We start from the raw sequence: 25,054 nt of genomic DNA on the forward strand, positions 1-25,054 counted from the left end.
CGGGGGGTGGACGGCAGTGGCCCGCCGGAGACCGGCTCAGGCCGGCTGCGCCGGCCGGTGGGGGTGAGGCGTTCGGGCTCGGCCGGGCGGACGGTACGCAGCCCCGTCGTGCCGCCACCGAGGGCGGACAGCTCGCCGACCGACTCGCCGCGCCGGGCGGCGGCCCGCCGGCCGGGTGCCGGAACAGGCGTGGTGACCCGGGCGCTGAGCGCGCCCACCAGGGCCTCGCAACCGGCGTCGCAGGCCCGTACCGCGGCGACCGCCTGACGGACGGTCTCCGCGACGGCGGAGGTGAGCGCCCGGTTGACGGTGGCCCGGCGGGGGGTCTCGGAGATGGCCACCCGCAGGGCGGTGACCGCGGCGTCGATCTCGTCGGGGTCGGCCACGCCGTCGGCGGCCAGGTGCGCGGCCACCGCCTCGGCGGTGACCGAGACGTCGCGGCCCTGGGCGGTCGTGCCGCCGAGCATGCCGGGCTCGGGGAGGGCGTCGAGCACGGCGAGCGACACCGACTCGGCCGGGTCCGGGTACGCCCGGAGGGCGGCCGGGTAGAGCTCGCGCAGCACCTCGCGCAGCGCCACGGCGGCCGAGTGGCGACCGGTGGACAGGGCGGCGTGCGCCGCCAGGACCTGCTTGAAGCCGGCCAGGTCCCGGGGCGCCGGCAGGGTGACCGCGGAGAGTGCCCCGGCCTGCAGGGCGCGGGCCAGGCCCACCGCCCGCCGCTCGGCCGGCGGCGACTGCATCTCCTCCAGCGAGTCGTCGTCGGCGAAGCGCTCGGCGAAGTCGTCGACCGAGTCGTCGTCGGCGATCGCGAGTGGACGCCCGGCGGCGCTCAGCAGCGAGGTGACCGTGTGGTCGTCGCTGTCGGCCGCGATCGCCACGCCACTCGGTCCGCCCGACCGCTCCACGAGCAGCGCGACCAGCTGGGCGTAGCCCGTCGGGTCGTCACCGATCTCGCAGACATGCAGCAGCCGGCCTGCGTCGTCGACCACAGCAGACGTCAGCGACGATCCGGCCGATGCCGGTCGGTCGGCCGGATCCGCCGAGGCCAGACCGCAGTACACGCGCACGAGCGCCACGGCGTCGTCCTCCTCCCGGGACACAGGTCTTTTCTCTGCCAGAGACTGATGCTCCCCGCTCGGGGTCAGTCGCGCCAGTCCACGACAGCAGAGATCTTGCCGACAATGGTGCGCCAACCCAAGCTTGCGGTTTGTGCCCCGATTTTCTTGAGCCGCCGCCGGCCGAGGAAACCACCGATTCCGCCGTTGACAGATGCCCTCAGCGCCTCGTCCAGGTCGTCCAGGCTGGAGCCGGCGGAGAGCATGTCGAGCACCGCGGGTAGCCGCAGCGCGTACGACAGGTCACGGGCCACCTCGCCGGCCTCGATCAGCAGCGTCGGGTCCCACGCGTCGTGCCCGCCGCGCAGGTTCTCCACTACCAGGTCCAGCTCGTACGTGTCCTCGTCGAGCGGCGCGATGTCGGCCGGTTCCACCCGTTCGGACAGTTCATTCCAGCTGTCCAGTTGGGACATGTCGTTGGGCGCGCCGGAACGGATGAAACTGACCAGCGCCTCGGGGGTCTTGAAGAGCAGCAGCCGCCCCTTGTGGGTGAGGAAGACCGGCACCTCCTCGTCGGCCGCCGCGTCCTGCTCGTCCTCCTCCTCCGCCTCGGACTCCTCGTCCCCGGCGTCGGCCTTGCGCTTGCGACCCGCGGGCCGGCCGGCCTCCTCGTCCTCCTCGGCGGAGAGCGCGGCGAACTCCTCGTCGAGGATCACCACCTCCTCGTCCTCGGCGTCCTCGGCCTCCACGACCTGGCGGCGGGCGAGGAACGGGTCGTCCTCGTCGCGCTCGGCGACGTCGGTCGGGGTCAGCTCCCGGGCCGGCCGGTACGCGCGCAGCGTGAAACCGGTGCCGGCGGGGAGGGCGATCTCCACCGGGTCGATCCGCAGCTCGTCCCAGAGGGAACGGTCGGCCGAGTCGCGCTCCACCTCGGGCTCGACCGGCCCGTCGGTGGCGTCGAGCTCGGGCTCGTCGGCGTCGGGCCGTTGGGGCGACTGGCGGGCCACACTGACCTCCGGGTGCGTCGGGTTGCCCACTTGCCGACACGTCCGGTCGGCTAGTGACTCTGGGCACATACCCTAGTGGTCAGCCCGGCGGGACCGGACCCCGCACCCCGCTGGCGATCCGCACGGCTGACAAGTAGCGTTACTACGTATGAGGGCTCAGGCGCTGCACGGACACCTCGACGCGCTGCTGCTCGCGGTGCTGGAGCAGGGCGCACTGCACGGCTACGCCATCATCGAGGCGCTGCGGGCCCGCAGCGACGGCAACCTCGATCTGCCCACCGGCACCATCTACCCGGCCCTGCGCCGGCTGGAGCGGGCCGGGCACGTGGCCAGCTCGTGGAGCACGGTCAGCGGCCGGGAGCGGCGCACGTACGAGCTGACCGACTCCGGCCGCCGGGCGCTGGCCGGCGAGCGGGCCGGCTGGCGCGAGTTCAGCGCGACGGTCGGCCGCTTCCTCGGCCCCGACACGCCTCCCACCGCCCCCGCCTGACCGCACCGCCCCGGCTCTCCGACCCGCCACCCACCGCGCTGCTCCCGCAGCCTTCGTCCGTCATGATCGTCTGCACTTCTCCGGCTCGACACGCCGGCCGGCCCGTCGGAAAACTGCAGACGATCATGGAAAGACTCACGCCGTGCCGGGCCAGGCGGCCGCAGCGTCGCGCCAGGCTGGGCAGGGCGCGTCGAGGCGGCGGGTCAGTGGGCGGCGCGCAGCCAGCAGCGGGCGGCCCGGGCGAGGGAGAAGTAGCCGGCGCCGACCAGCACCGCGCCGATGATCATCGGGGGCCAGCTCAGGGCGGCGTCCCAGAGCTGCACCGACCAGGCGAACAGGGCGACCCCGACGACCGCGCCGAGCGCCAGCGCGCCGGTCAGGCCCAGCCCCACCAGCCGGCCGGCCACCGGCACACCCGCCCGACCGCGCCGCGCCGCGCCCGCCCCGACCACCAGCGCGGCCAGGGCGAAGCCGGCCACGCCCAGCCACACCCAGTTCACCGAGGCGGAGAGCAGCTGGTAGCCGGCGGGCGGTGGCGGGCCGCCGCTCCAGCTGGAACCCCGCCAGGTGAGGTCGCCGGCGACCAGCAGGACCAGGGCCACCGCGAACGCCCGTACCGACAGCCCCCGCAGCGCTGCCGCTGCCAGTTCCGCCTGGTAGGCCGGTGCCAGCTGGGCCGGCGCGCCGAACTCGGCCACCGCCCGTCGCTCCGCCTCCGCCGCCGACAGCCCACCCTCCCGGTACGCCTCGGCGGCGTCGTCCAGCGCGTCCCGCAGCTCGACCATCAGCTCCGCCTTGAGCCGGGCCGGCCCGCGCAGCCGGTCGTCCAGCTCGCGCAGCCGGTCCGCCACCCGTACGTCTTCGCAGCCCCGCATGGAGCCACCCTGTCACGTGGACGGGGCGGCCGCGTCGGGGAGATTCCCGGAACCGGGCTCAGGGGGCCAGGGCGAGGTACCCCCGCTCGGCCGCCGCCTGGAGCAGCCACTGGTCGCGGTACCAGCCGGGGGTGGCCATCAGCTCGGCGTGCCGGCCGCGCTGGACCACCCGCCCGGCGTCGAGCACCACGATCTCGTCCAGCCCGTCGAGGCCGCTGAGCCGGTGGCTGATCAGCAGCACCGTGTGCCCGGCCGGGGTGGCGGCCAGCGCGGAGGCGAGCACCGCGTCGGCGGCGGCCGGGTCGAGCCCTTCGGTGGGCTCGTCGAGCACCAGCACGCCCGGGGCGGCGAGCAGCGCCCGGGCCAGGGCGAGCCGCTGCCGCTGCCCGCGGGAGAGCTGGCCGCCCTCCTCGCCGACCACCGTGTCCCAGCCGTCCGGTTGCTCGCGTACCCAGTCGAGCAGGCCGGCGGCCCGGGTGGCGGCGGCCAGCTCCTCCTCGTCGGCGGCGGGCCGGCCGAGCAGCAGGTTGTCCCGGACGGAGGCGTGGAAGACGTACGCCTCGGCGAGCAGCCCGCCGATGGCGCGGGGCAGTTCCTCGGCCGGGTACGCCGACAGGTTTACCCCGTCCAGGGTGACCCGGCCGGCCTCGGGGTGCACCGCGCCGGTGAGCACGGCGGCCAGGGTGCTCTTGCCGGCGCCGCTCGGGCCGACCACGGCGACCCGGCGGCCGGCCGGAAGATCCAGGTCGACGCCGTCCAGGGCCGGGGCGGCGCCCTCCCGGTAGCGCACGGTCACCCCGTCGAACCGCACGTCGTGCCCGGCCCGGGAGGCCACCGTCGCCCCGCCGTCGGGAGCGGTCGGGGCCGGCGCGGTGTCGAGCAGCGTGGCGACCCGGGCGAGGCCGGCGCGCAGCTGGGTGCGTTGCCGGGTCGCGCCGACCAGGGCCAGCGCGATCTCCACCGCGGCCAGGGTGCCGACGGCCAGCACGCCGACCAGCACCCCGTCGACCCCGGCGCGCAGCGCGGCGAGCACCACGCCGGCGGCGGTCAGCCCGGCGACCAGCACCCCGGCCGCGTCGACGGCGAACCCGGTCCGGGCGAGCCGGCGTTCCAGCCGGGCCAGCCGGTCGGCACGGTCGGTGGCGGCCCGCAGCGCGTACCCGGTGGCGCCGAAGGCGGCCAGGTCGGCGGCGCCGTGGGTCAGGTCGACGGCGTCGGTGGCGAGTGCCCCGCGCAGCGGCGCGACCTCGTCGGCGGCCCGCCGGGTCAGCGCGGTCGCCAGTACGGGCAGCGCGACCCCGGCGACCAGCAGGCCCACCGCGAGCACCCCGGCCGAGGGCAGCGAGACCAGCGCGGCCCCGCCGACGGCCAGTAGGCTCACCAGCGCGGCGGCGGCCCCGGGGACGAGCACCCGCAGCAGCAGGTCCTGGACGGCCTCCACGTCGGAGACGAGCCGGCTCAGTGCGTCCCCGGACCGCTGTTCGGCGGGCCCCCGACGGGCAGCGAGGGTGGCGAAGACCCGGGCCCGCACGTCGGTGATCATGCGCAGCACGGCGTCGTGGCCGGCGAGTCGTTCGGTGTAGCGGAACACGCCCCGGCCGATGGCGAGCGCCCGGACGGCGACGATGGCGACGGTGAGCCGGTCCAGCGGCGGCCGGCCGGCGGCGCTCATCAGCAGCCAGGTGGCGGTGGCCATCAGCGCCAGTCCGGCGAACTCCGTCGCCGCGGCGAGCAGCCCCGCGCCGACCAGCCGGCCGAGGTACGGCCGGGCCAGCCGCAGCACGATCCGCTCCGCGCCGGTACGCACGGTGCCGGCGCCGGCCGGTGGTGGCGGCACCTCCGCCGGGGTCGGGCCGCCGCTGTCGCGGCCCTCCGGGTGGATTCCTCCGGTGGTCATCTCCTCGCCTCCCCGGCGGGGACCGGGGTCAGCTCGGTGACCCGGCCGTCCTCGATCCGGAGGATCCGGTCGGCGTCCGCCAGCAGCGCGGGCCGGTGCGCGACCAGCAGCGCGGTACGCCCCGCGACGAGCCGCCGGGTGGCGGCCAGCACCACCGCCTCGCTGGCGCTGTCGAGCCGGGCGGTCGGCTCGTCGAGGAGCACCAGCGGGGCGTCCCGGAGGAAGGCCCGGGCCAGCGCGACCCGCTGCCGCTGCCCGCTGGACAGGCCGTGCCCGCGCTCGCCCAGCGTGGTGGCGAGCCCGTCGGGCAGGTCCGCGACCACGTCCTGGAGCGCGGCGTCGGCGACCGCCGTGGCGAGCGCCGCGTCCGGGGTGTCGGGGGCCCCGAGGCGGATGTTGTCGGCGAGCGAGGCGGCGAAGAGGTGCGCCCGCTGCGGCACCCAGGCGACCTGCCGGCGCCAGGCGTCCCGGTCGACCTCGGCCAGGTCGACGCCGTTGACGGTGACCCGGCCGGAGGTGGGGGTGACGAAGCCGAGCAGCAGGCCGAGCAGGGTGCTCTTGCCGGCGCCGCTCGGCCCGATGACCGCGATCCGCTCGCCGGGCCGGATGGTCAGGTTGACCTCGCGCAGCGCGGTGGTCCGCTCGTACGCCACGGTCACGTCGGTGAAGCGGATCTCGCCGCGGCCGTCCGGCGCCGGCTCGCCGCCCGGCGCGGCGGCGGCCGGGGCGGCGGAGACGGTCAGCGCCTCGTCCAGCGCGGTGAGCCCCTCCATGCTGGCGTGGAACTTGCTGCCGGCCGCCCGCAGCGGCAGGTACGCCTCCGGGGTGAGCAGCAGTACCAGCAGCGCGGTGGAGAGGGTGATCCCGCCGCTGAGCAGCCGGATGCCGACCGGCACCGCGACCAGCGCCACCGACAGGGTGGCGACCAGCTCCAGCACCAGCGCGGAGAGGAAGGCGATCCGCAGGGTCTTCATGGTGGCGACCCGGTGCCCGTCGGCCATCCGGCGCACCACGTCGGTCTGGGCCCGGGCCCGGCCGAAGGCGCGCAGCGTGGGGAGCCCGGCGACCATGTCGAGGAAGTGCCCGCCGAGCAGCGACAGCCGTCGCCACTGGCGTTCGGTGGCGGCCTGTGCCTGCCAGCCGAGCAGCGCGCCGAAGACCGGGATCAGCGGGATGGTCAGCGCGATGATCAGCGCCGAGCCCCAGTCGGCCAGGACCAGCCGGGCCAGCACGGCCAGCGGCACGGTCACGCTGAGCACGAGTTGCGGGAGGTAGCCGGTGAAGTAGGCGTCCAGCGCGTCCAGGCCCCGGCCGGTGAGGGTGGCGAGCTGACCGGCGCGCTGCCCGGCGACCCAGCCCGGCCCGTGCCGGCCGACGGCGGCGAGCAGGTCGGCGCGGAGCGTCGCCTTCACGGTGGCCGCCGCCCGCGCCGCGACGGTGCCCTGCCCCCAGGCGACCAGCGCGCGTGCGCCGACGGCGGCGACGAAACCGGCCAGCGCCACCGTGTCGAGCCGGCCGTCGATCGCGGTGGCCAGCAACGCGGCGAGCGCGGTGGCCTGGGCCACGACCAGCAGCGCCGTCAGCCCGCCGAGAACCGCGAGCACGGCGAGGTCGCGCCGGGCCGCGGGGACCCGACGCAGCAGACGCGGGTCGAAGGGACGGCGGTTCACCAGTACACCGGTGCCCTGCCGTCGGTCCGTCCCCGGAAAACCCACCAGCACATTGCCTGAAAGCCTAGTAGGGCCGGCAGGAGCGGCAGCGCCAGCCAGCCCAGCAGCCGCAACGTCGGGCCGCTGGCCGCCGCGTCGGCGACGCCGAGCGAGGCGGCCGGGTCGACGGTGGAGACCAGCACCGAGGGCCACAGGGCCGCCCCGACCAGCGCCACCGGCAGCGCCAGCGCCACGCCGGTGGCGGCGAAGGCCACGCCGGGCCGCCCCCGGCCCAGCGCCGTCCGCGCCACCAGCAGCGCCGCGACCAGCGACAACGGCAGGAGTACGGCGAACACCGGGCGCGCCGCGGCGACGCGTACCCGGTCGGAGAGCAGGCCCAGGACGGTGGCCGTGGCGAGCGCGGCGAGCGCCACCGGGACCAGCCGGCGGGCCAGCCGGCCGACCGCCGCGACGTCGGCGGCCGGCAGCCGGAGGGTGAGGAAGGTCGCACCGTGCACGGCGACCAGGGCGAGCATCGCGAGCGCGACGGCGGCGGCGAACGGGGTGGCCAGGTGGGTCACCCCGGCGACGTGGCCGTCGGCGTGCCGGGGTACGCCCTGGAGCAGCCCGCCGAGCAGCGCGCCCCAGCCCAGCGCGGCAAGCGCGCTCCCGGTGACCACCACCCGGTCCCAACGGGCGCGGGTCGCCGCGGCCGTGGGTCGGCTGCGCAACTGCACCCCGGCGGTCACCAGGATCACCCCGACCAGCGCTCCGACCACGGCCGGGTAGAAGCCGGAGAGCAGCTCGCCCTCCAGCGTGGGGAAGGCGCCGAAGAGGATGCCGACGGCGGCGACCAGCCACACCTCGTTGCCGAGGAAGAACGGGCCGAGCGCGGTGAGTGCCGCGCGCCGGCGGGCGGGGTCGGTGCCCCGGGCCAGCAGCAGCCCGACGCCGTAGTCGTAGCCGCCGAGGACCAGGTACGTGGCGAAGAAGAGCCCGAGCAGGGCGTACCAGGCGAGTTCCACGGTCGTCTCCTAGGCGAAGGCGGGTTCGGGGCGGGCGTCGTCGTCCCGGCCGCCGGGCGGGCGGCCGAGCGCGGGGTCGGCGGCGCCCCGGGCGGCGTGCCGGGCGAGCAGCGTCCAGTTGGTGACGGCGAGGGCGCCGAGCAGCAGGCTGAAGCCGACCAGGGAGGCGAGCATCATCCCGGCGTCCACCCCGGAGACGGCCTGCCCGGTGGGCAGCAGCCCGTACGCCACCCAGGGTTGGCGACCGACCTCGCGGGCGATCCAGCCCAGGATCACCGCGACGAAGGGCAGTGGCAGGGCGAACAGGATCAGCCAGAGCGGGAAGCGCAGCCGGATGACCCAGTCCCGCCAGAGCAGCGGGAGCAGCAACCAGACGCAGCCGAGCGTGAAGCCGATCAGGATCATGAAGCCGAGGCCCACGTTGGAGAGCACCGGCGGGCTGTAGTCGCCGGGGCCGAACCGGGCGGTCCACTCGGCGACCAGGGCGTCCGCCTCCGGTCCGCCGCCGAACTTGGTGGGCTGCACCTGCGCGACCGGGCCGAACTGGGCGAAGCCGAAGCCCTGCACCAGGGTCACCGCGACGGCGGCGGTGACCAGCCCGATCCGCAGCGAGGTGCGGAACAGCGCGAAGTCCGGCGTCCGGCGGATCAGGTGCCAGGCGCTGACCGCGGCCATCAGCACCCCGCCGGTGAGCAGCGCGGCGGCGACCACGTGCCCGAACGCCATGCCGAGGGACGGGTTGGTCAGCAGTGCGGTGAAGTCGGTGAGGTGGGCGACGCCGTCGCGCAGTTCGTAGCCGACCGGGTTCTGCAACCAGGAGTTGGCCACCATGATCCAGAAGGCGGAGGCGTACGCGGTCAGCGCGACGCCCCAGAGCAACGCGAGGTGCACCCCGCGGCGCAGCCGGTGCCAACCGAAGATCCACATGCCGAGGAACGTGGACTCCAGGAAGAACGCCACCAGCGTCTCGATCGCCAGCGGCGCCCCGAAGACGTTGCCGACGTAGCGCGACAGGCCGCTCCAGTTCAGCCCGAACTGGAACTCCATCACGATGCCGGTGGCGATGCCGAGCACATAGTTGATCACGTAGAGCTGGCCCCAGAAGCGGGTCAGGCGCTCCCAGGCCGGGTTGCCGGTGAGGAACCAGGCCGTCTGCAGGCCCACCAGCAGCGTGACCAGGCCGAGGGTGACCACCACGAAGAGGAAGTGGATCGAGGTGGTGGTGGCGAACTGCAGGCGCGCGAGGAGCAGGGTGTCCATGACCGCTCTCCAGGGGTTGGCTCGCTTGTCGTAGCGATCCTACACGTAGGTTCTCTACACATATCTACTACAAGCTGTCGTAGCAGATGCTACGACAGCTTGTAGTAGATATGCTGCCGAGCGGGCCTCGAATCACGGTCGGTGGGCCGGTGCCGGAGGGCCAGGGGGACCCTTCACCCGCCTTGCTCTGCTGCGGGGACGGCGCGACCGGCTGACCGGGCGCGCGGAGATCCGGCTCTGCCGGCGGGAGCGGACGTCCAGCTCAGCCGGCGGGTGAACGTCCGGCTCGGCCGGGGAGGGAAGCCCGGGTCAGCTGAGGAAGAGGGAGACCGGCAGCGCGACCAGGGTGGTTGCCACCGCCAGCGCGGCGGCCCCGATCAGGCGGGGCGGGCGGTCGGCCACCATCAGCCGCTGCACCCGGGCGTCCAGGTCGCGGTCACCCATGCCCAGCGCTCCGGCCGGCGTGATCCGGTCGCCACAGGCCGCGAAGCGGCGTAGCGCGCCCGCCAGCGGGGCCTCGGCATGCAGTTCGCGGGCCTTGTCGTCGGCGCGCATCTCGACCAGCAGGGCGACCCGCTCGTGCGCGTCGCGAACCCAGCGGAACCAGGGCAGCGCGCGGCAGAGCGCGGTGAACGGCAGCAGCACCAGGTCGTGCCGCTCCTGCGCGTGCGCCCGCTCGTGGGTGAGCACCGCCGCCAGCTCGGCCCGGTCGAGCAGGCTCAACGTGCCGGCGCTGACCACCACGCGGGGCTTCACCCCGGGCAGGCAGTACGCCGCCGCGCTCGGGTGGTCCAGCACCAGCGCGCCGGGCACGGTGGGATCCCGGCGGGCGACCAGGGTGAGCAGGTCCCGGTGGCGGCGCTGCGCGCGGACGCTGGCGTGGATGCTGCGGACGGTCGTGGTGAGCAGGACGGCGCCGATGCCGATGCCGATGCCGACCAGCCCGAGGTGCACGGCGCCCAACCCGGCCGGGAGCGTGCCGCGGCTCAGGTCGGTAGCCAGGGCGAGCAGGGCACTGCCGGTCGGCCGGTCGTACGGGGCCAGGCCGAGCGCCATCGGCAGGCCCATCGCGGAGAGGCCGAGCGCCAGCCCGACCGCCTGCCAGCAGACGATCGCGACCCGGGGGGCGCGCCACGTCCAGGTGGACCCGGCGAGGACCTGCGCGGTCAGGTAGCAGGCCAGCATCGATGCGGCGAAGTGCACGGCGAAGGCCACGGCTGTCGCCCCTACCTGTCCGTGGCCTCGTCGGCCAGCCTGGCCCGGCCGGCCCGCGGGTCCTCGACCCGGTCGGTCAGCCCGGCCTCGGTGCCCAGGGCCGCGCGGAGCACGTCCGCCTCCGTCCCGGTGACCGAGCGCGCGAAGCGGACCAGCGCCGCGTCCCGGCTGCCGCCGAGGTCCAGCGCGTCGAGCATGAGCTGGGCGATGTGCGCCTCGCGGCTGGCCGCGGCCCGGTACCGCCAGGCCCGCCCCTCCCGCTCGCGCTGCACCATGCCCTTGCCGGCCAGCCGGTCCAGCACGGTCATCACCGTGGTGTACGCCAGCTCACGGCCGTCGAGAGCGTCGGCGACCTCGCGCACGGTCACTCCGTCCGACGTGGCGGGGACCGAGTCCCACAGCACGTCCATCACCGCACGTTCGAGTTCACCCAGCCGAGTCACCCCGCAATCCTACCCCCCGTAGTAGACCCTCCCCAGGGCGGTACTCGTGAGCTGAACCCCCACGCGGACGCTGACCCGACGCTTTTCGGGGGAGCCCGCCCACGGAGGGATCAAGCCTGACCGCCCGGAGTGGGCGGGCTTCCCCGGAAACCCCGGACAGCGACCCGCGATCACACCCCCTTGGGGTGCCAGACCGTCTTCGTCTCCAGCAGCGTGGTCATCCGGGTGATGCCCGGGTCGGCGGTCCAGTCGTGGCCCGCCGGAGCGGGACGCAGCACCCGCTTGAGGTTCTGCGCCGCCTTGACCTCCAGCTCCGCCGCCAGCTCGGCGTCGGTCACGCCGCTCAGGTCGAGGGCGTTGACGTCCATGTGCGCGGCCAGCGTCGGCACCGTCTCGGTGATCTTGCCGGTGAGCAGGTTGACCACCCCGCCGGGCAGGTCGGAGGTGGCCAGCACCTCGGCCAGGGTCACCGCCGCGAGGGGCTGCGTCGGCGAGGTCGCCACCACCACCGTGTTGCCGGTGACGATCGCCGGGGCGATCACGCTGACCAGGCCGAGCAGCGCCGGCGACTCGGGGGCCACCACGGCCACCACGCCGGTCGGCTCCGGCGCGGACAGGTTGAAGTACGGGCCGGCGACCGGGTTGGCCCCGCCGTACACCTGGGGGAGCTTGTCGGACCAGCCGGCGTACCAGACCCAGCGGTCGACCGCGGCGTCCACCTCGTCGCCCGGCACGCCCAGCGCGACGAACTGCTCGCGCCGGCCCTCCAGCATCTCGGCGACCCGGTAGAGGATCTGACCCCGGTTGTACGCGGTCGCCCCGGCCCAGCCCTTCACGGCGGCGCGGGCGGCGAGCACCGCGTCCCGGGCGTCCTTCCGAGACGCCAATGACACGTTCGCGTCCTGCACGAGATACGACCGCCCCGACTCGCTGCGTGGGAACTTCCCGCCGATGAAGAGCTTGTACGTCTTGCGTACCGCGACCCGCTCAGACATTGAGGTAGCCCTCCAGCCCGTGCCGGCCGCCCTCGCGACCGTAGCCCGACTCCTTGTAGCCGCCGAACGGCGAGGTGGGGTCGAACTTGTTGAACGTGTTGGCCCAGACCACGCCGGCGCGGAGCCGGTCGGCCGTCCAGAGGATCCGGGAGCCCTTGTCGGTCCAGATCCCGGCCGACAGCCCGTACGGCGTGTTGTTGGCCTTCTCGACGGCCTCGGCCGGGGTGCGGAAGGTCAGCACGGACAGCACCGGCCCGAAGATCTCCTCGCGGGCGATCCGGTGCGCCTGGGTGACCCCGGTGAAGATGGTCGGCGCGAACCAGAAGCCCCGCTCGGGCAGCTCGCACGGCGGCGACCAGCGCTCGGCGCCCTCGGCCGACCCGGCGTCGGAGAGCTCGCGGATCCGCTCCAGCTGGGCGGCGGAGTTGATCGCGCCGATGTCGGTGTTCTTGTCCAGCGGGTCGCCGACGCGCAGCTGGGCCATCCGGCGCTTCAGCGACTCCAGCACCCGGTCGGCGACGTTCTCCTGTACGAGCAGCCGGGAACCGGCGCAGCAGACGTGCCCCTGGTTGAAGAAGATGCCGTTGACGATCCCCTCGACCGCCTGGTCGACCGGGGCGTCGTCGAAGACGATGTTGGCGGCCTTGCCACCCAGCTCCAGGGTGAGCTTCTTGCGGGTACCGGCGACCGAGCGGGCGATCGCCCGGCCGACCTCGGTCGAGCCGGTGAAGGCCACCTTGTCCACACCGGCGTGCTCGACCAGCGCCCGGCCGGTCTCGCCGGCGCCGGTGACGATGTTGACCACGCCGGCCGGCAGCTCGGCCTGCTGGCAGATCTCGGCGAAGAGCAGCGCGGTCAGCGGGGTGGTCTCGGCCGGCTTGAGCACCACCGTGTTGCCGGCGGCCAGCGCCGGGGCGATCTTCCAGGCCAGCATCAGCAGCGGGAAGTTCCACGGGATGACCTGCGCCGCGACACCAAGAGGCTGCGGCTCCGGCCCGCCGTGCTGGCTCGTCGGCCTCCGGCCGAACCCGGCGTACTCCAGCTTGTCGGCCCAGCCGGCGTAGTAGAAGAAGTGCGCGGCGACCAGGGGCAGGTCGACGTCGCGGGACTCCTTGATCGGCTTGCCGTTGTCCAGCGACTCCAGCACGGCCAGCTCGCGGGAGCGCTCCTGGATGATCCGGGCGATCCGGTACAGGTACTTGGCCCGGTCCCGACCCGGCATCGGGCCCCAGACCTTCTCGTACGCGGCGCGGGCGGCGCGGACCGCACGGTCCACGTCCTGCGCACCGGCCTCGGCGACCTCGGCGAGGACCTCCTCGGAGGCCGGGTTGATCGACTTGAAGGTGCCGCCGTCGGTCGGGTCGACGAACTCGCCGTCGACGAAGAGCCCGTAGGAGGCTTTCAGGTCCACCACCGAGCGGGACTCGGGGGCGGGAGCGTATTCGAACATCACTCTCAGTCCAGGGTGAAGTAGTCGGGACCGGAGTAGACGCCGGTCGTCAGCTTGGTGCGCTGCATGAGCAGGTCGTTCAGCAGGCTGGAGGCGCCGAAGCGGAACCAGGCCGGGTCCAGCCAGTCCGCGCCGACGGTCTCGTTGACCATGACCAGGTACTTGATGGCGTCCTTGGTGGTCTTGATACCGCCCGCCGGCTTCACGCCGACCTGCCGCCCGGTGGCGGCGCGGAAGTCGCGGACCGCCTCCAGCATCACCAGCGTCACCGGGAGGGTGGCCGCGATCGGGACCTTGCCGGTGGAGGTCTTGATGAATTCGCCGCCGCCCAGCATGGCCAGCCAGGAGGCCCGCCGCACGTTGTCGTAGGTGGCCAGCTCGCTGGTCTCCAGGATGACCTTGAGGTGGGCGTCCCCGCAGGCTTCCTTGGTGGCCACGATCTCGTCGTAGACCTCCTTGTAGCGCCCGGCCAGGAACGCGCCCCGGTTGATCACCATGTCGATCTCGTCGGCGCCGGCCGCGACGGCCGCCCGGGTGTCGGCCAGCTTGATCTCCAGCGGCGCCTGACCGGAGGGGAAGGCCGTCGCCACGCTGGCCAGGTGCACGCCGCTGCCGCGGAGCACCTCGGCCACGTACGGGACCATCGCCGGGTAGACGCAGACCGCGCCGACGTGCGGGCAGGTCGGGTCGGCCGGGTCGGGGCGCAGCGCCTTGGCCGCGAGCGCCCGCACCTTGCCGGGGGTGTCCGCGCCTTCCAGGGTGGTCAGGTCGACCATCCGGATGGCCAGGTCGATCGCCTGGGCCTTGGCGGTGGTCTTGATGGAGCGGGTGCCGAGCTGTGCCGCCCGCTGCTCCGCGCCGACCTGGTCCACGCCGGGCAGGCCGTGCAGGAAGGTCCGCAGAGCGGTCTCGGATCGTCCCAGCTCGGAGAGCTCCGACCGGGCCGACGTCGCTGTCGCCGTCATGCCCCGAATACTACCCATCCTGGCTGGCAGTGATCATGGTCACGCCGGCTCTGCCGGGGCCGCCGCACGTGAGCGGGGTCGCTGGTCACCCCGCACCCGCAGTGCGGGCGCGGGCGGACCGGTAGGTTGAGCGATCGTGGACGTACACGTCATTGACCACCCGCTCGCCCAGTCCCGGCTGACCGCCATGCGGGACGCCCGCACCGACTCGTCGTCGTTCCGGGCCGCGCTGCACGAACTCACCACCATGCTGGTGTACGAGGCCGCGCGTACCTTCCCGGTCGAGAAGTACCCGGTGCAGACTCCGGTCACCGGCACCGTCGGCACCCGGCTGGCCAACCCGCCGCTGCTGGTGCCGGTGCTGCGGGCCGGCCTGGGCATGGCGGACGCCGCGCTCGGCCTGCTGCCCGAGTCCTCGATGGGCTTCGTCGGCCTGGCCCGGGACGAGGAGACGTACGAGCCGCGCGCGTACATGGAGTCGCTGCCCCGGGATCTGGCCGGCCAGCCGGTGCTGGTGCTCGACCCGATGCTGGCCACCGGTGGTTCGCTGGAGCACTCCTGCCGGCTGCTGGCCGACCGGGGCTGCACCGACATCACCGTGCTCTGCGTGCTCGCCGCGCCGGTCGGCATCGCCCGGCTGGAGCAGTCCGGCCTGCCGTTGCGCCTGGTCACCGCGTCGATCGACGAGGGGCTCAACGACAGAATGTTCATCGTGCCGGGGCTCGGCGACGCCGGCGACCGGCAGTTCGGCGGCATGCCCCGGTTCTGAGCCGGTCACGGTCCCGGGACGGATCTCGGCGGGTCGGCGCGCGGGTGAGCGCGCAACCGCTACCGTCTCGGGCCATGACTGGTGTTGCGCTCGCCGAAGAGCTGCTGCTGCTGGCGTACGACGACGAGACCGGCCGGGCGACCATGCCCCGGATCAGCCTCGACCTGGGAATGGCCGCCGCCGTCCTGGTCGAGCTGGCCCTGGCCGGGCGGATCGCGTACGCCGACGGGTCCCTGACGGTGACCGACCCGACGCCGGTCGGCGAGCCGATCATCGACGGGGTGCTCGGCCGGATGGCGGCCGACACCCCGCACAGCCCGTCCTCCTGGGTGCAGCGGCTGCGGCACGGCCTGCGCGACCGGATCCTCGGTGACATGGTCGCCCGGGGCGTGGTCCGGGACGTCGAGGAGACCGAGCTGGGCTTCATCGTGGTGCACCGCTACCCGGTGGCGGACGCCTCGGCGGAGGACGACGCCCGGCGGCGGCTGGCCGAGGCGCTGGCCGGCGATCAGGTGTGCGACGAGCGGACCGCCGCGCTGGCCACCCTGGTCGCGGTGCTGCGGATGGAGCCGACGCTCGGCCTGGCCGGCGACGCCGCCACCGACGCCCGCCGCCGCCTGGAGGAGATCGCCGGCGGCGCGGGCTTCTCCGGCAACGTCAGCCTCGACGACTCGGTCGTCCGCCCCTCCGTCGGCCTGGTCGTCGCCGCCCTCGCCCAGGCCGTAGACCAGGCCCTCGGCAAACGCCCCTGACCCCTGCCCCGCCCGCCTCGTTGATCAAGAGGTTCGCGTCACCCGCAAGCGCTTTCCGGACGCAAACCTCTTGATCAACTCGGTCAGCAGGCGGTCAGAGGTTGAGGGCCGCTGCGATCTCGGTGCGGAGGGTGGTCACGGCGGACTGGGCGCGGGTGCGGGCCGCTGCGACGTCGCCGTCGACGACGGCCTCGACCACCTCCAGGTACGCCTTGAGCTTCGGCTCGGTGCCCGAGGGGCGGATCACGACCCGGGCGGCGTCGGTCCGCAGGATCACCACGTCGGAGGTGGGGAGCAGGTCCTCCGCCTCGCTGACCGGCTGCCCGAGCAGGGTGGTCGGGGTGGCCGCCCGGATCCGGGCCATCGCGGTGGCGATCTCCCGCAGGTCGTCGACCCGTACCGAGAGCTGGTCGGTGTGGTGCACGCCGAACTCGGCGGCCAGCTCGTCCAGCCGGTCGGTCAGCGTCCGGCCCTGCGCCTTGAGGCCGGCGGCCAGCTTGGCGACGGTCAGCGCGGCGGTGATGCCGTCCTTGTCCCGGACGTGCTCCGGGGCGACGCAGTAGCCCAGCGCCTCCTCGTACCCGAACACCAGCGGGTGCGCCCCGCCGCCCGCCCGGACGATCCACTTGAACCCGGTCAGCGTCTCGTCGTACGGCAGGCCCCGCGCCGCGCACATCGCCCGCAGCAGCGACGACGAGACGATCGTGGTGGCGTACAGGCCGGTGACGCCGCGTCGCATCAGGTGGTCGGCGAGCAGGGCGCCCACCTCGTCGCCGCGCAGCATCCGCCAGCCCGTCCCACCGTCGCGGACGACCACCGCGCACCGGTCCGCGTCCGGGTCGTTGGCGATCGCGATGTCGGCGCCGGTCGAGCCGGCGAGCGCGACCAGCCGGTCCACCGCGCCCGGCTCCTCAGGGTTGGGGAAGTGCACGGTCGGGAAGGCCGGATCCGGCTCGGCCTGCTCCGGCACCACTCCGGGCACCGGGAAGCCGGCGCGGGCGAAAGCGGCGGTCAGCACCGACGCGCCGACCCCGTGCAGCGGCGTGTACGCCACGGCCAGGTCGCGCGGGCCGTCCGGCGAGACGACCTCGGCGGCCCGCTGGACGTAGGACGCCACCAGGTCGTCGCCGAGCACCTGACCGGCCGGGCCGAGCGGCACCTCCGCCAGCGGGCCGACCGCCCGGATGGCCGACTCGATCCCCGCGTCGGCCGGCGGCACGATCTGCGCCCCCGCGCCGAGCGCCCCACCGAGCTGGGCGCCGAGGTAGACCTTGTAGCCGTTGTCCTGCGGCGGGTTGTGGCTGGCGGTGACCATCACCCCGGCGACCGCGTCGAGGTGCCGGACCGCGTACGCCAGCACCGGGGTGGGCAACGGCCGGGGCAGCAGCAGCGCCGGCCGGCCCGCGCCGGTGGCCACCTGGGCGGTGCGCTCGGCGAACTCCCGTGAACCGTGCCGGGCGTCGTACCCGATCACCAGTGGACCCTCGCCGCCCTGGGCGGCGAGCCAGCCGACCAGCCCGGCCGCGGCCTGGGTGACCACGGCGAGGTTCATGCCGTTGGGGCCGGCGCGCAGCGGGCCGCGCAGCCCGGCGGTGCCGAAGGTCAGCGGCCCGGCGAACCGGTCGGTCAGCTCCGGCGCGCTCGCCGGCAGCCGGTCGAGCACCGCGCGGAGCTCGTCCCGGCTGGCCGGGTCGGGATCGTCGTCGAGCCAACGCCGGGCCCGGTCGCGAATGTCGTCAAGGTCAGTGGTTTCCGCCGCCATTGCCTATGGATAGCACGGCGGCGGATCACCACGTCCCGGTGGCCTCGACTCAGCCGGCCGCCGTGAGCTGGAACGACTTCACCATCTCGTCGAAGATCGGCTTGCTCTCGGCGAACTTGGTGTCGGTGGCGGAGAGGTAGAACGAGTAGACCTTGCCGTCGTTTACCACGCCCCGCCACACGCCGTGCCGCTTGGCCTCACCGTCGCCGCAGGTGTACTCCAGTTCGGCGGCCGGCTGCCCGGCCAGCTCCGGCTCGGTCATCGCGATCTGCTCGTACGGCTTCACGCAGGACTTGGAGCGGGTGCGCAGGCCGGTCTCGGCCACCTCCGCCCAGCGCGCCGGCGTGCCGCTCCACTTCTCCGCGAGGATTCGGACCTTCCGGCCGCTGTCCTGCGGGTCGACGTAGTCCACCCAGTCGCCGGCGCTCTTGCGCTCCCAACCCTTGGGCACCAGCACCCGAATGCCCTTGCCGCTGTGCTCCTGCATCTGCGGCAGCGGCCCGGCCGCGGCGGGCGTGGACGGCTGGGCCTGCTGCGGGGTGGTGGGCTTCTCGTCGCCGCCGCTGAACATCACGATCATGCCGATCAGCAGCACCACCGCCAGGCCGCCGGCCGCCGCGAGCTGGAGCTTGCGGGGCCAGCCCTGCACGGTGGCGACCAGTTTGCCGCCGGTGCCCCGGACCTTGTCGAGCGCGCCACCGCCGGTGGCCCCGGCCGGCGCGGTCGTCGGTGAGGTCCACGACTGGCCGGTGCCCGGCACCGACCACTGGCCCCCGCCGTAGACCGGCTGGGTCGCGTCGGGGTGGCCGCCGATCCGCTGGGTGGCGTCGGAGCGCCCACCGCCGATGCGCTGGGTCACGTCCGGGTGGCCGCCGATGCGCTGGGTCGCGTCCGGGTGCCCGGTGCTGAACCGCTGGGTGGCCTCCGGCGCCCCGCCGTACGTGGTGCCCGGCGGGCGGCCCGCCGACGGCATCGCGCCGGTCGGGGTGTGCAGCGGGCCGGCCAGCGCGTCGGCGCTGGTGTCGTCGAGCCCGGCGGCGGACGCGGCCGGGCTCGGCCGCTCGCCCCGGCGCAGCGCGGCCAGCCGGTCGGTCAGCGACTCGTCGGGAGCCAGCATGGCCCGGCCGCCGATCTGCCCGCTGGGCTTCGGCTCCGGCTCGGCCGCCGGGGGCGGCGTCGACGGGCGCTGCACCGGGACCACCGCGTACGGGTCGGTGACCGAGTTGACCGCGGTGGCGGTGCTGGTCAGCGGCCCGGCGAGCAGCTCGCGGAGCATCGCCCGGGCGGTGTGCACGTCGAGGCGGCGGCCCGGGTCCTTCTCCAGCAGGCCCATCAGGACCCGGGTCAGCGGCCCGCTGCGCTGCGGCGTGGCCGGCGGGTCCTCGACCACGGAGTGCATGGTCTCGATCGGGTCGCCCTTGTCGAACGGCGGCCGGCCCTCCACGGCGGTGTAGAGCGTCACGCCGAGGGAGAACAGGTCGCTCGGCGGGCCGAACTCCTGGCCCATGGCCCGCTCGGGGGAGATGAAGTGCGGCGAGCCGAGCACCATCCCGGGGGTGGTGAGCTGGACGTCGGTGGGCATCCGGGCCACCCCGAAGTCGGTCAGCACGCAGCGGCCGTCGGTGCAGATCAGCACGTTGGCCGGCTTCACGTCGCGGTGCAGCACACCGTTGGCGTGCGCCACCTCCAGCGCGCCGAGCAGCGCGATGCCGATCTTGGCGACGGCGCGGGGCGCGACCGGCCCGTCCTCGATCACCATGTCGGCGAGGCTGCGCGCGTCCAGCAGCTCCATCACGATCCACGGCCGGCCACCCTCGGTGACCACGTCGTACACCTGGACCACGGCCGGGTGCTGGATGGCCGCGGCGGCGCGGGCCTCGCGCAGGGTGCGCTCGTACATCGAGTCACGGTCGCTGGGGGCCAGCCCCGGGGGCAGGACGACCTCCTTGACCGCCACGTCGCGCCGCAGCAGCGTGTCGGTGGCACGCCAGACCGTGCCCATGCCGCCGTTGCCCACCGCGGACCGCAGCGAGTAGCGGCCACCGATGATCGTGCCGGGTGCAGCGCGTCCGTTGGGAGGACTGACCGGTCCGCCGCTCCACGTCGGGATCTGAGTCACAGAAAAGCCACCGGGGGATATCGAGGGGGGCTGGGACACAACCCCCCTATCTTGCTGGTTCCGACGCCCGATGCGAAACCCGACGCGGCGCTCCTTTGCCTACCGGACCGTACGTGCCCGCGCGCTCACCTGCCGTCGACCGGGGTGTGCGCTATCCCTCACCCATCGACACGCTCGCGCGTCCTACCATCCGGTGATGAGCGAACGGCGGTCCAGCGAGTCCGGTTTCCCGATCAAGGGCGTCTACACGGCGGCCGACCTCCCCGAGGAGCTGGAGACCCGGCTGGGCGGCCCGGGGGAGTATCCGTACACCCGTGGGGTCTACCCCACCATGTACACGTCCCGCCCGTGGACCATGCGGCAGTACGCCGGCTTCGGCACCGCCACCGAGTCCAACGCCCGCTACCACCAGCTGCTGCGGGCCGGCACGATGGGGCTGTCGGTCGCCTTCGACCTGCCCACCCAGATGGGCTACGACTCCGACGACCCGATCGCGCACGGCGAGGTGGGCAAGGTCGGGGTGGCCATCGACTCGATCGAGGACATGCGGATGCTCTTCGACGGCATCCCGCTGGACAAGGTCTCCACCTCGATGACCATCAACGCGCCGGGCTCGGTGCTGCTGCTGCTCTACCAGCTCGTCGCCGAGGAAACCGGGGTCGCCGGCTCCGCGCTCAACGGCACCATCCAGAACGACATCCTCAAGGAGTACATCGCCCGGGGGACGTACATCTTCCCGCCGAAGCCCTCGCTGCGGCTGGTGGCCGACACGTTCGGCTACTGCCGCAAGGAGGTGCCGAAGTGGAACACCATCTCCATCTCCGGCTACCACATGGCCGAGGCCGGCGCGACGCCCGCGCAGGAGATCGCGTTCACCCTGGCCAACGGCGTCGAGTACGTCCGCGCCGCGCTGGAGGCCGGACTGGCCGTGGACGACTTCGCGCCCCGGCTGTCGTTCTTCTTCGTCGCCCGCACGACGCTGCTGGAGGAGGTGGCGAAGTTCCGCGCCGCCCGACGGATCTGGGCTCGGCTGATGCGCGACGACTTCGGCGCCAAGGACCCGAAGTCGATGATGCTGCGCTTCCACACCCAGACCGCCGGCGTGCAGCTCACCGCCCAGCAGCCGGAGGTCAACCTGGTCCGGGTCGCGGTGCAGGGGCTGGGCGCGGTGCTCGGCGGCACCCAGTCGCTGCACACCAACAGCTTCGACGAGGCGATCGCGCTGCCCACCGAGAAGGCGGCCCGGCTGGCGCTGCGGACCCAGCAGGTGCTGGCGTACGAGACGGACCTGACCGCCACCGTGGACCCGTTCGCCGGGTCGTACGTGGTGGAGGCGATGACCGCCGAGATCGAGGCGGCGGCGGTGGAGCTGATGGACCGGGTGGCCGACCACGGCTCGGCGGTGGACGCCATCGAGGCGGGTTTCCAGAAGCGCGAGATCGAGCAGTCCGCGTACCGGATCGCCCAGGAGATCGACTCGGGCGAGCGGGTGGTCGTCGGCCTCAACCGGTTCACCGTCGACGAGGAGGAGCCGTACGAGCCGCTGCGGGTGGACCCGGCGATCGAGGCGGCCCAGGCGTCTCGGCTGGCGAAGCTGCGCGCCGAGCGGGACAACGGCGCGGTGGAGCGGGCCCTGGCGGAGCTGCGCGCCGCGGCCGAGGGCACCGAGAACGTGCTCTACCCGATGAAGGACGCGCTGCGGGCCCGGGCCACGGTCGGCGAGGTCTGCGGGACGCTGCGCCAGGTCTGGGGGAGGTACCAGCCCAGCGACCGCTTCTGACCAGCGCGTGAACGGCGGCCTCCGCCGGTGCCCCCGGGTGCCGGCGGGGGCCGCCGTCGTCTGCGGTCGGGGCCGACAGGGGTCGTCAGGGGTGCCCCGCCGGAGCTACGGTCGGTGCAGGTACCCGGTGCGGCACGGAGTTCCTCGAGGCTCCCGTGGGCGCCCGGGCAGCGTGGCCTTCCGGGCGGGGCGTGTGCCGCGTGGGTTCCTGGGTAACCCGGACGGTGAACGGGACGGACAGCGTGTCCGGCCGCGCGCGGGACGACCGTGTCACCGTCGGGAGTCGCCTGGTCGCCAGCTGTCGTCGGTTAATTGTCCGAGCGGCAGTTAATTGCGGCGACTAATGCGACAATTCGGAACGACGGCCCCGGATCGACGCCGATTTCGCGACCGCCCAATCGGTTACGCGTTGTAGGAGGTGTGGGGCAGATGACGGCGTTCGAACGCGATCTACCTGCTGTCCCGCAGATATTCGAGCCCTCTCACCAGGGCTTACGTGACGCTGTGCGGTCCGATCACTACCGTAACGAGGTTGCCCAGCGTCACCGTCGGAGGTCTAGGCTGTCTGCTGTCCTCCCCGATGATCCGTCCATTCCTAGTGATCGAGAATTCGACGTGACGAGTGCGTTGACGCTGCCGAACGGCAGCCAGCTGGCGTCGTCCTGGCCGGAGGCGCCATCCGGGTCCCAGCCCCTGCCCTACGAGCTCGACCATCTGCTCGCCCTGCGGGTACCCGGCCTCATCGCCACCCGTCGCCACCTCCACTCCCACCCGGAGCTCTCCGGCGAGGAGTTCGAGACGGCGGCGCTGATCGCGCGGGAGCTCTCCCTGGCCGGCCTGCACCCGCGGCTGCTGCCCAAGGGCAACGGGGTCATCTGCGACATCGACGGCCGCCCCGACGGGCCGGTCATCGCGCTGCGCGCCGACATCGACGCGCTGCCGCTGACCGACGTCAAGGACGTGTCGTACAGGTCCACGGTGGAGGGCGTCTGCCACGCGTGCGGCCATGACGTGCACACCACGGTGATGCTCGGCGTCGGCATGCTGCTGGCCCAGCTCGCCGACGCCGGCCAGCTCGACGGCCGGGTGCGGCTGATCTTCCAGCCGGCCGAGGAGATCCTGCCCTGCGGTTCGCTGGAGGTCATCGAGGCCGGCGGCCTGGAGGACGTGGTCCAGATCTTCGCCGTGCACTGCGACCCCAACCTGCCGGTGGGCAAGGTGGGCCTGCGGGTCGGCCCGATCACCGCCGCCGCCGACAACGTCACCGTCCGGCTCACCGGCCCGGGCGGGCACACCGCCCGGCCGCACCTGACGGTCGACCTGGTCGACGCGCTCGGCCGGCTGGTCACCGAGGTGCCGGCGCTGGTCAGTCGGCGGGTGCCGGCCAACAGCGGGCTGCTGCTGGTGTTCGGCCACGCCTCGGCCGGCACCCGGTACAACGTCATCCCGTCCGAGGCGTGCGCCTCGGGCACCCTGCGGGTGATGGACCGCGACACCTGGGAGCTGGCTCCCAAGATCGTCGCTCAGGTGGTCCGGGACGTCATCGCGCCCACCGGCGCCACGGTCGACCTGGAATACCTGCGCGGCCGTCCGCCGGTGAGCAACGACGCCCGCGCCATCGGGGTCCTCACCGCCGCCACCGCCGCAGCGCTCGGCCCCGAGGGGATCGCCGAGACGCCGCAGAGCATGGGCGGCGAGGACTTCTCCTGGTACCTGGAGTACGTCCCCGGCGCGCTGGCCCGCCTCGGCGTCGGCCGGTCCGGGCCCAACGTGGACCTGCACCGGGCGTCGTTCGACGTCGACGAGCGGGCCATCCCCGCCGGGGTGCGCCTCATGGTCCAGACCGCGCTGCGGGCACTGGCGGCGGCGCGGTAGGCGCCGGCGGACGCGGCGTGCCGACCGGCGTGGTGGGCGGTGCCGGTGGCGCGGGCCGCCCCCGACGCCGCCGACGCAGCACCGCCAGGAACACCACCAGGGGTACGCCGAACGCCAGCAGCCAGGGCAGCACCGCCCCGAGCACGGTCAGCAGGATGGTCATCGAGGCCACGAAGACCTTCCAGCCGCCGCGCAGCCCGACCATGAAGCCCGTCTCGGTCTCCTCCTCGGCCGTCGAGGCGTCCATCCCGACGAACGTCACCGTGATGGTGGAGAGCGCGGTCAGGTCGGCCAGCCGGCGCTTCTTCGCCTCCAGCGAGGCGAGGTCGGCCTCCCGCCGGGACACCTCGTCCTCCAGCGACACCAGCTCGGGGATCGAGGTGGCCCGGGACAGCAGCTTGCGGGCACTCTCCACCCTGGCCCGCTGGGTGGCGATCCGAGCGTCCAGGTCGACCGTCTCCTCGGTGACGTCCTGCGTCTTCACCCCCCGGCGCTGCTGCTTGCCGTACGTCGCCAGCTCGTCGATGAGCGCGGTGAACTTCGCCGCCGGCACCCGCAGCTCCAGTTCCGCCTCGGCGTCGGCGGCCACGCTGCGCCGGTTGTCGCCGCCGACGAACCCGCCGGCCGCGACCACCGCGGCAACCGCCCGACGGGCGGCCCCCTCGACGTCGTCCACCTGCACCCGCATCGTTCCGGTGTAGATGATCGATCGCTGGTCCACCCGCAGGTCCGGCGCGCCCGCGCCGGCCTTGCCCTGCTCGGCCGCCCCACCCGCCGGCGCTCCGCCGGCCGGGGCCTCGGCCGCCGAGTCGCCCGTCGAGGTCGAGCGGTCCGCCGCTCCGCAACCGGCCAGCAGCAACGCCGCCAGCCCCAGCGCCGCCAGCGCCCTGCCCCGGCGTCGTGTCGTCTGTCTGTCCATCCCCGCTCCGTCCTCTGACTACCCCGGTCCCGGGGCGATAGCTCGGACGCGACGCGACACCGCGCCGGTTCCGGCAGACTGCGCTGAGGACGTCACGATTCGATAATCGAGGAGTCACATATGCAGCTCACCAAGTACTCCCACTCCTGCCTACGGCTGCAGCACGACGGCGGGGTGCTCGTCGTCGACCCCGGCGTGGTCAGCGAGCCGGCGGCGTTGGACGGGGTGGATGCGGTGCTGATCACCCACGAGCACCCGGACCACGTGAACGTGGAGGCGCTGACCCGGGCGCTGGACCGCCGCCCGTTCACCGTCCACGGCCCGGCCTCGCTCGCCGGCGTCCTGGGTGACGCCGCTGAGGTGCTGACCGTGGTCACCCCCGGGGAGTCCTTCACCGCCGCCGGCGTGCCGGTCCGCGCCCACGGTGGCCGGCACGCCGTCATCCACCCCGACATCCCGGTCGTGGAGAACATCGGATACCTGTTCAACGACGTCGTCTACCATCCGGGAGACGCGCTGTTCGTGCCGGACGACGTCCAGGTGGACACCCTCTTCGCGCCGATCCACGCGCCCTGGTCGAAGTTCTCCGAGGTGCTCGACTTCATCCGGGCGGTCGCGCCGCGCCGCGCGTACGCCCTGCACGACGGTTACCTCAACGACAACGGGCTCGCCGTGCTCGACCGGCAGTACACGGCCCTGTCCGGGACCGACTACCGCAGGCTGGAACCGGGCAGCCGGATCGACGCCTGAAG

General features: G+C 74.0%; 20 protein-coding genes and 1 pseudogene. 6 read left to right on the forward strand and 15 right to left on the reverse strand.

The window, feature by feature from the left end; translation table 11 throughout:
* Positions 1-1,100, reverse strand: a pseudogene (locus KBX37_RS10760) (transposase); the annotation flags it as partial.
* A gap of 41 nt (positions 1,101-1,141) precedes the next feature.
* Entirely contained in the window at positions 1,142-2,092 is a 951-nt protein-coding gene (locus KBX37_RS10765) for a DNA primase (protein ID WP_210775754.1), read from the reverse strand.
* 118 nt (positions 2,093-2,210) lie between these two features.
* On the opposite strand from KBX37_RS10765, the gene KBX37_RS10770 reads away from it, so the two are divergent.
* Positions 2,211-2,552 (forward strand): PadR family transcriptional regulator, encoded by a 342-nt coding sequence (locus KBX37_RS10770; RefSeq protein ID WP_154939662.1) that lies wholly within the window; start codon positions 2,211-2,213, stop codon positions 2,550-2,552.
* Between the two features lie 203 nt (positions 2,553-2,755).
* Here KBX37_RS10770 and KBX37_RS10775 read toward each other — a convergent pair whose 3' ends face one another.
* From KBX37_RS10775 to deoC, 10 genes are all read right to left on the reverse strand, one after another.
* Complete coding sequence (locus KBX37_RS10775) at positions 2,756-3,427, reverse strand: permease prefix domain 1-containing protein (protein WP_210775755.1); 672 nt, start codon at positions 3,425-3,427, stop codon at positions 2,756-2,758.
* A gap of 58 nt (positions 3,428-3,485) precedes the next feature.
* Positions 3,486-5,324, reverse strand: a complete 1,839-nt coding sequence (cydC, locus tag KBX37_RS10780) for a thiol reductant ABC exporter subunit CydC (protein ID WP_210775756.1) — start codon at positions 5,322-5,324, stop codon at positions 3,486-3,488.
* Entirely contained in the window at positions 5,321-6,994 is a 1,674-nt protein-coding gene (gene cydD, locus KBX37_RS10785; RefSeq protein WP_210775757.1) for a thiol reductant ABC exporter subunit CydD, read from the reverse strand. The genes cydC and cydD overlap by 4 nt, the downstream gene beginning before the upstream one ends.
* Positions 6,991-7,998 (reverse strand): cytochrome d ubiquinol oxidase subunit II, encoded by a 1,008-nt coding sequence (locus KBX37_RS10790; RefSeq protein WP_210775758.1) that lies wholly within the window; start codon positions 7,996-7,998, stop codon positions 6,991-6,993. The genes cydD and KBX37_RS10790 overlap by 4 nt, the downstream gene beginning before the upstream one ends.
* Positions 7,999-8,007: 9 nt before the next feature.
* Positions 8,008-9,258 carry a cytochrome ubiquinol oxidase subunit I gene (locus KBX37_RS10795; protein ID WP_210775759.1) on the reverse strand — a complete coding sequence of 417 codons (1,251 nt, stop codon included), beginning with the start codon at positions 9,256-9,258 and terminating at the stop codon, positions 8,008-8,010.
* A gap of 309 nt (positions 9,259-9,567) precedes the next feature.
* The gene (locus KBX37_RS10800; protein ID WP_210775760.1) at positions 9,568-10,473 is read right to left on the reverse strand and encodes a M56 family metallopeptidase; all 906 of its coding nucleotides are present in this window, start codon (positions 10,471-10,473) and stop codon (positions 9,568-9,570) included.
* A gap of 11 nt (positions 10,474-10,484) precedes the next feature.
* Positions 10,485-10,916: a BlaI/MecI/CopY family transcriptional regulator gene (locus KBX37_RS10805; protein ID WP_210775761.1), complete on the reverse strand. Its 432-nt coding sequence runs from the start codon at positions 10,914-10,916 to the stop codon at positions 10,485-10,487.
* A gap of 170 nt (positions 10,917-11,086) precedes the next feature.
* The gene (locus KBX37_RS10810; RefSeq protein WP_154939646.1) at positions 11,087-11,911 is read right to left on the reverse strand and encodes an aldehyde dehydrogenase family protein; all 825 of its coding nucleotides are present in this window, start codon (positions 11,909-11,911) and stop codon (positions 11,087-11,089) included.
* A complete protein-coding gene (locus tag KBX37_RS10815; RefSeq protein WP_210775762.1) occupies positions 11,904-13,361 on the reverse strand; it encodes an aldehyde dehydrogenase family protein in 1,458 nt (485 codons plus the stop codon). Before KBX37_RS10815 ends, KBX37_RS10810 begins: the two co-directional genes overlap by 8 nt.
* A 5-nt stretch (positions 13,362-13,366) precedes the next feature.
* The gene (gene deoC, locus KBX37_RS10820) at positions 13,367-14,326 is read right to left on the reverse strand and encodes a deoxyribose-phosphate aldolase (RefSeq protein WP_210775763.1); all 960 of its coding nucleotides are present in this window, start codon (positions 14,324-14,326) and stop codon (positions 13,367-13,369) included.
* A gap of 136 nt (positions 14,327-14,462) precedes the next feature.
* Here deoC and upp point away from each other — a divergent pair, with 136 nt between their 5' ends.
* Both upp and KBX37_RS10830 read left to right on the forward strand, forming a co-directional pair.
* Positions 14,463-15,095, forward strand: a complete 633-nt coding sequence (upp, locus tag KBX37_RS10825; protein WP_210775764.1) for a uracil phosphoribosyltransferase — start codon at positions 14,463-14,465, stop codon at positions 15,093-15,095.
* 74 nt (positions 15,096-15,169) lie between these two features.
* Positions 15,170-15,847 carry a GPP34 family phosphoprotein gene (locus tag KBX37_RS10830; RefSeq protein ID WP_210775765.1) on the forward strand — a complete coding sequence of 226 codons (678 nt, stop codon included), beginning with the start codon at positions 15,170-15,172 and terminating at the stop codon, positions 15,845-15,847.
* 94 nt (positions 15,848-15,941) lie between these two features.
* Here KBX37_RS10830 and KBX37_RS10835 read toward each other — a convergent pair whose 3' ends face one another.
* Complete coding sequence (locus KBX37_RS10835; RefSeq protein WP_210775766.1) at positions 15,942-17,609, reverse strand: phospho-sugar mutase; 1,668 nt, start codon at positions 17,607-17,609, stop codon at positions 15,942-15,944.
* 49 nt (positions 17,610-17,658) lie between these two features.
* Positions 17,659-19,728 carry a serine/threonine-protein kinase gene (locus tag KBX37_RS10840; protein WP_210775767.1) on the reverse strand — a complete coding sequence of 690 codons (2,070 nt, stop codon included), beginning with the start codon at positions 19,726-19,728 and terminating at the stop codon, positions 17,659-17,661.
* Positions 19,729-19,924: 196 nt separating this feature from the next.
* Here KBX37_RS10840 and KBX37_RS10845 point away from each other — a divergent pair, with 196 nt between their 5' ends.
* Both KBX37_RS10845 and KBX37_RS10850 read left to right on the forward strand, forming a co-directional pair.
* The gene (locus KBX37_RS10845; RefSeq protein ID WP_210775768.1) at positions 19,925-21,508 is read left to right on the forward strand and encodes a methylmalonyl-CoA mutase; all 1,584 of its coding nucleotides are present in this window, start codon (positions 19,925-19,927) and stop codon (positions 21,506-21,508) included.
* 615 nt (positions 21,509-22,123) lie between these two features.
* Complete coding sequence (locus tag KBX37_RS10850) at positions 22,124-23,383, forward strand: amidohydrolase (protein ID WP_210775769.1); 1,260 nt, start codon at positions 22,124-22,126, stop codon at positions 23,381-23,383.
* Here KBX37_RS10850 and KBX37_RS10855 read toward each other — a convergent pair.
* Positions 23,340-24,302: a DUF4349 domain-containing protein gene (locus tag KBX37_RS10855; protein WP_210775770.1), complete on the reverse strand. Its 963-nt coding sequence runs from the start codon at positions 24,300-24,302 to the stop codon at positions 23,340-23,342. The two genes, KBX37_RS10850 and KBX37_RS10855, sit on opposite strands and share 44 nt — an antisense overlap.
* Before the next feature lie 120 nt (positions 24,303-24,422).
* On the opposite strand from KBX37_RS10855, the gene KBX37_RS10860 reads away from it, so the two are divergent.
* Entirely contained in the window at positions 24,423-25,052 is a 630-nt protein-coding gene (locus KBX37_RS10860; protein ID WP_210775771.1) for an MBL fold metallo-hydrolase, read from the forward strand.
* Positions 25,053-25,054: the final 2 nt, after the last annotated feature.

It is taken from the genome of Micromonospora sp. U56 (assembly GCF_018070095.1).
Taxonomy (GTDB): Bacteria; Actinomycetota; Actinomycetes; order Mycobacteriales; family Micromonosporaceae; genus Micromonospora; species Micromonospora purpureochromogenes.